This is a genomic window from Pseudomonas sp. Xaverov 83 (assembly GCF_019352905.1).
Classification (GTDB): Bacteria; Pseudomonadota; Gammaproteobacteria; order Pseudomonadales; family Pseudomonadaceae; genus Aquipseudomonas; species Aquipseudomonas yamanorum.
In genome coordinates, this window is record NZ_JAAAFU010000034.1 from 1 (window position 1) to 522 (window position 522).

General features: G+C 59.4%; 1 protein-coding gene. It reads right to left on the reverse strand.

The genetic code is table 11. The features are described 5' to 3' along the window. A partial coding sequence (locus K0H47_RS13225) for an immunoglobulin-like domain-containing protein (protein ID WP_219272880.1) occupies positions 1–522 on the reverse strand: 522 nt, incomplete at both ends.

Here is a 522-nt window from a genome sequence, read left to right on the forward strand (position 1 = left end):
AGTTGCCGCCAGTGGCTGTGGTGATAGTCGTGCTGACGGTGGAACCGTTGTTGTAGACGTCGTTAGCCGGCGTTTGGAAGACCACGGTGCCGGTGGTTTTACCGGAATCGATAGTGATCACCTGGCCGTTGGACAAGGTCACGGTCACCGGGGCGTGAGCGACGTTGCTCAAGGTCGCGGTGTAGGTGATCTGGCCGCCTTCAGTAATGGCGGTGTCAGTGGTGCTCAACTTAACGGTCGTGGTGTCGATCGAGTCGGTGATGGTGGTGACAGCTGGGTGGCTGTTATCCGGGACCAGCTTCTCGAAGTTGCCGCCAGTGGCCGTCGTAATGGTGGTGCTGACGGTGGAACCGTTGTTGTAGACGTCGTTGGCGGGTGTCTGGAAGACCACGGTACCGGTAGTTTTACCGGAGTCGATAGTGATCACCTGGCCGTTGGACAAGGTCACGGTGACCGGGGCGTGAGCGACGTTGCTCAAGGTCGCGGTGTAGGTGATCTGGCCGCCTTCAGTGATCGCGGTGT